This is a genomic window from Mycobacterium sp. (assembly GCF_050701675.1).
Lineage (GTDB): Bacteria > Actinomycetota > Actinomycetes > Mycobacteriales > Mycobacteriaceae > Mycobacterium.
In genome coordinates this window covers 1-4,320 of the sequence record NZ_JBOGDD010001037.1, presented here as the reverse complement: position 1 = coordinate 4,320, position 4,320 = coordinate 1, and the positions used below count along the sequence as shown (strand labels likewise).

Here is a 4,320-nt window from a genome sequence, read left to right as displayed (position 1 = left end):
GCCGCCGAGCAGCTCGACTTCGAGCGGGCGGCACGGCTGCGGGACAACATCTCGGCCCTCAAGCGCGCCTTGGAGAAGCAGACCGTGGTCTTCGGCGACGGCACCGACGCCGACGTGGTCGCGTTCGCCGACGACGAGCTCGAGGCTGCCGTGCAGGTGTTCCACGTCCGCGGCGGACGGGTCCGCGGTCAGCGCGGCTGGGTCGTCGAGAAGTCCGGCGAGCCAGGGAAATCGGGGCAGGAGCATCTCGTCGAGCAGTTCCTCACGCAGTTCTACGGCGATCAGGCAGAGCTCGGCGGCGCCGCCGACGACGCCACCAACCTGGTGCCGAGGCAGGTCCTGGTTCCGGTGCTGCCCGACAACGCCGACGAACTCGCCGCGTGGCTCAGCGGGCTGCGCGGTTCGAACGTCAACCTGCGGGTGCCCGCCCGCGGTGACAAGCGCGCCCTCGCCGAGACCGTGCACCGCAATGCCCAGGACCAATTGGCGCAGCACAAACTCAAGCGTGCCGGTGACTTCAACGCCAGATCCGAAGCGCTGCAGAGCATCCAGGAATTCCTCGGGCTGAGCGACGCACCGCTGCGCATCGAGTGCGTTGACATCAGTCACGTCCAGGGCACCGACGTGGTGGCCTCGCTGGTGGTCTTCGAGGACGGACTTCCGCGCAAGTCGGACTACCGGCACTACGCGATCCGCGAGGCCGCGGGCGACGGACGCTCCGACGACGTGGCATCCATCGCCGAGGTGACGCGGCGGCGGTTCGCCCGGCATGTAGCGGACGCGCAGGCGCCATTGACGGAGGACGCCAAGCCGCGCAGGTTCGCCTACCCGCCCAACCTGTTCGTCGTCGACGGTGGTGCGCCGCAGGTCAACGCCGCCGCAGCGGTCCTCGAGGACCTCGGCGTCACCGACGTGGCCGTGATCGGACTGGCGAAGCGGCTCGAGGAGGTCTGGGTACCGTCGGAGGCGGATCCCGTGATCATGCCGCGCAACAGCGACGGGCTCTACCTGCTGCAGCGCGTGCGCGACGAGGCGCACCGCTTTGCGATCAGCTACCACCGAAGCAAGCGGTCGAAGCGCATGACCGCGTCGGCACTAGACTCAGTTCGGGGTCTGGGCGAGCACCGGCGAAAGGCGCTCGTCACACACTTCGGCTCGGTCGCCCGGCTCAAGGATGCCAGCGTCGAGGAGATCACCGCGGTGCCGGGAATCGGAGTGGCCACCGCGAACGCCGTCCTCGAAGCCCTCGGGGTGCCTACGATCAAGGACGACGTGGAGACGGCGAAGCAGGGATGACGGACCAGGGGATGGCGTGCAGCGAGAAGCCGAGGCGGATCGCGCATGACTGAGCGAGAAGCCGGGAGCGGATCGCACATGACGGAGGGCCTGCACGACGGGCTTGCCGACGACCAGTCGGCCGCCGGCATAGACGTCGTCCTCGTCACTGGGCTGTCCGGCGCGGGACGGGGCACGGCCGCCAAGGTTCTGGAGGACCTTGGCTGGTACGTCGCCGACAACCTGCCGCCCGAGTTGATCGCCCGGATGGTCGAGCTCGGTCTCGCGGCCGGCTCGCGGATCACGCAGCTGGCAGTCGTGATGGACGTGCGCTCGCGCGGGTTCACGGGTGATCTCGAGTGGGTGCGGCACGACCTGGCCACCCGCGACATCACACCACGCGTGCTTTTCCTCGAGGCGTCCGACGACATCCTGGTCAGGCGGTACGAACAAAATCGCCGCAGCCATCCGCTGCAGGGCAATCAGACTCTGGCCGAGGGCATTTCCGCCGAGCGCACCATGCTTGCGCCGATCCGTGCCGCGGCGGACCTGGTGATCGACACGTCGTCGTTGCCGGTGCCCGCGCTCCGCGAGACCATCGAGCGCGCGTTCGCCGCCGAGACCGTCGCGCACACCAACGTGACGGTGGAATCCTTCGGCTACAAGTACGGGTTGCCGATGGATGCCGACACGGTGATGGACGTCCGCTTCCTGCCGAACCCTCACTGGGTCGACGAGTTGCGGCCACACACCGGGCAGCACCCGGCGGTACGTGACTACGTCCTCGGCCAACCGGGGGCGGTGGACTTCATCGACACCTACCATCGACTGCTGGACGTCGTCATCGACGGATACCGCAGGGAGGGAAAGCGCTACATGACCGTTGCCATCGGATGTACGGGTGGCAAGCATCGCAGCGTCGCGATCGCCGAGGCCCTCGCGGAGCGACTGGACGGTGACGACGAACTCACGGTGCGGGTGCTTCACCGAGATCTGGGTCGCGAATGAACTCACGCATCGTCGCGCTCGGAGGCGGCCACGGGCTGTACGCCACGCTGTCTGCGGCGAGGCGACTCACCCCGCACGTAACGGCCGTGGTGACCGTCGCCGACGACGGCGGGTCCTCGGGTCGTCTGCGCAGCGAACTCGACGTCGTGCCACCCGGAGACCTGCGAATGGCGTTGGCGGCGTTGGCATCCGACAGTCCACACGGCCATTTGTGGGCCACCATCATTCAGCACAGGTTCGGTGGCAGCGGGGCCTTGGCCGGCCATCCCATCGGAAATCTGTTGCTCGCCGGACTCAACGAAGTGCTTGCCGATCCCGTCGCGGCCCTCGACGAACTCGGCCGCATCCTCGACCTCAAGGGGCGCGTTCTGCCGATGTGCCCGATCGCACTGCAGATCGAGGCGGACGTGGCCGGGCTCGAATCCGATCCGCGGATGAGCCGGGCCATCAGGGGTCAGGTCGCGGTTGCCACCACCGTCGGGAAGGTCAGGAGGGTGCGCCTGCTTCCCGGCAATCCACCGGCGACCCGGCAGGCGGTCGATGCGATCATGGCCGCCGACCTCGTCGTGCTCGGCCCCGGTTCGTGGTTCACCAGCGTCATCCCGCACGTCTTGGTTCCGCAGCTGGTGGCGGCGCTCCAGGCGACGGACGCCCGCCGCGCCCTGGTGCTCAACTTGGTCGCCGAGCCTGGTGAGACGGCGGGATTCTCCGCCGAACGCCACCTCCACGTCTTGGCGCAACACGCCCCGGGATTCACCGTGCACGACATCGTCGTCGACGCTGCCAGCGTTCCCAGCGAACGCGAACGCGATCAGCTGCGTCGGACGGCCGCCAGCCTCGAGGCTCAGGTCGAGTTTGCTGACGTGTCCAGACCTGGTACACCATTACATGACCCGGCCAGGTTGGCTGCGGCGCTTGAGCGGGTGCGGCTGCGCGGTAGGGCACCCGTCACGCCGACGGTTCCGACTCCCGTCGCGCGGTCGGTCGACGAGAGGTGACGATTTCGTGGCGATGACAGCCGAGGTCAAGGACGAGCTCAGCCGACTCGTGATCAACTCGGTCAGCGCACGGCGTGCGGAGGTAGCCGCCCTGTTGCGGTTCGCAGGCGGACTGCACATCGTCGCGGGACGGGTGGTCGTCGAGGCGGAGGTGGACCTCGGAGTCATCGCCCGGCGCCTGCGCAAGGACATCCACGATCTGTACGGCTACAACGCAGTGGTGCACGTGATGACGGCAGGCGGTCTGCGCAAGGGCACCCGTTACGTGGTGCGAGTGGCGCAGGACGGCGAGGCCCTGGCCCGACAGACCGGGCTGCTGGACCTGCGCGGGCGGCCGGTCCGCGGCTTGCCCGCCCAGGTGGTTGGCGGCAGCGTCGGCGATGCCGAAGCCGCCTGGCGTGGAGCATTTTTGGCGCACGGTTCGTTGACCGAACCCGGTCGCTCGTCGTCGTTGGAGATCAGCTGCCCTGGCCCAGAGGCGGCACTGGCGCTGGTCGGTGCGGCCCGGCGACTGGGCGTCAGCGCCAAGGCCCGCGAGGTGCGGGGGAGTGACCGCGTCGTCGTACGCGACGGAGAGGCGATCGGTGCGCTCCTGACGCGGATGGGGGCTCAGGACACCCGGCTCACGTGGGAGGAGCGTCGACTCCGTCGCGAGGTGCGCGCCACGGCGAACCGCCTCGCGAACTTCGACGACGCGAACCTGCGGCGATCGGCGCGCGCGGCGGTGGCCGCCGCGGCCCGCGTTGAACGCGCGCTGAACATCCTCGGCGACTCGGTGCCAGGCCATCTGTCGGCCGCGGGAAAACTTCGCGTCGAGCACCGGCAGGCGTCGTTGGAGGAGCTCGGCCGGCTCGCGGAGCCACCTATGACGAAAGATGCTGTGGCGGGCCGTATCCGGCGCCTTCTGTCGATGGCCGACCGCAAGGCAAAGCAGGACGGCATCCCCGACACCGAATCGGCGGTGACGCCCGACCTGCTCGACGATGCGTAGCGCGCACCTTCGACGACCCATCGCGTGAGCGCCCGCGAGGCCGGGTCC

Annotated in this window: 4 protein-coding genes; all 4 read left to right on the top strand. The window is 68.9% G+C overall.

Annotated elements, in window-relative coordinates:
• Positions 1–1,296, top strand: a 1,296-nt coding sequence (uvrC, locus tag ACRDUX_RS31755) for an excinuclease ABC subunit UvrC (RefSeq protein WP_526419971.1), incomplete at its 5' end; no start/stop codon positions are given.
• 78 nt (positions 1,297–1,374) lie between these two features.
• Positions 1,375–2,283, top strand: a complete 909-nt coding sequence (gene rapZ / locus ACRDUX_RS31750; RefSeq protein WP_526419973.1) for an RNase adapter RapZ — start codon at positions 1,375–1,377, stop codon at positions 2,281–2,283.
• Positions 2,280–3,281, top strand: a complete 1,002-nt coding sequence (gene yvcK, locus ACRDUX_RS31745) for a uridine diphosphate-N-acetylglucosamine-binding protein YvcK (protein WP_526419969.1) — start codon at positions 2,280–2,282, stop codon at positions 3,279–3,281. The genes rapZ and yvcK overlap by 4 nt, the downstream gene beginning before the upstream one ends.
• 7 nt (positions 3,282–3,288) lie before the next feature.
• Positions 3,289–4,272 carry a DNA-binding protein WhiA gene (whiA, locus tag ACRDUX_RS31740; protein ID WP_526419967.1) on the top strand — a complete coding sequence of 328 codons (984 nt, stop codon included), beginning with the start codon at positions 3,289–3,291 and terminating at the stop codon, positions 4,270–4,272.
• The last annotated feature ends 48 nt before the right edge of the window (positions 4,273–4,320 follow it).

Bases quoted from the DNA above. Each gene is read 5' to 3' on its own strand.
- rapZ (WP_526419973.1), top strand. From the start codon at position 1,375: ATGACGGAGGGCCTGCACGACGGGCTTGCCGACGACCAGTCGGCCGCC.
- yvcK (WP_526419969.1), top strand. From the start codon at position 2,280: ATGAACTCACGCATCGTCGCGCTCGGAGGCGGCCACGGGCTGTACGCC.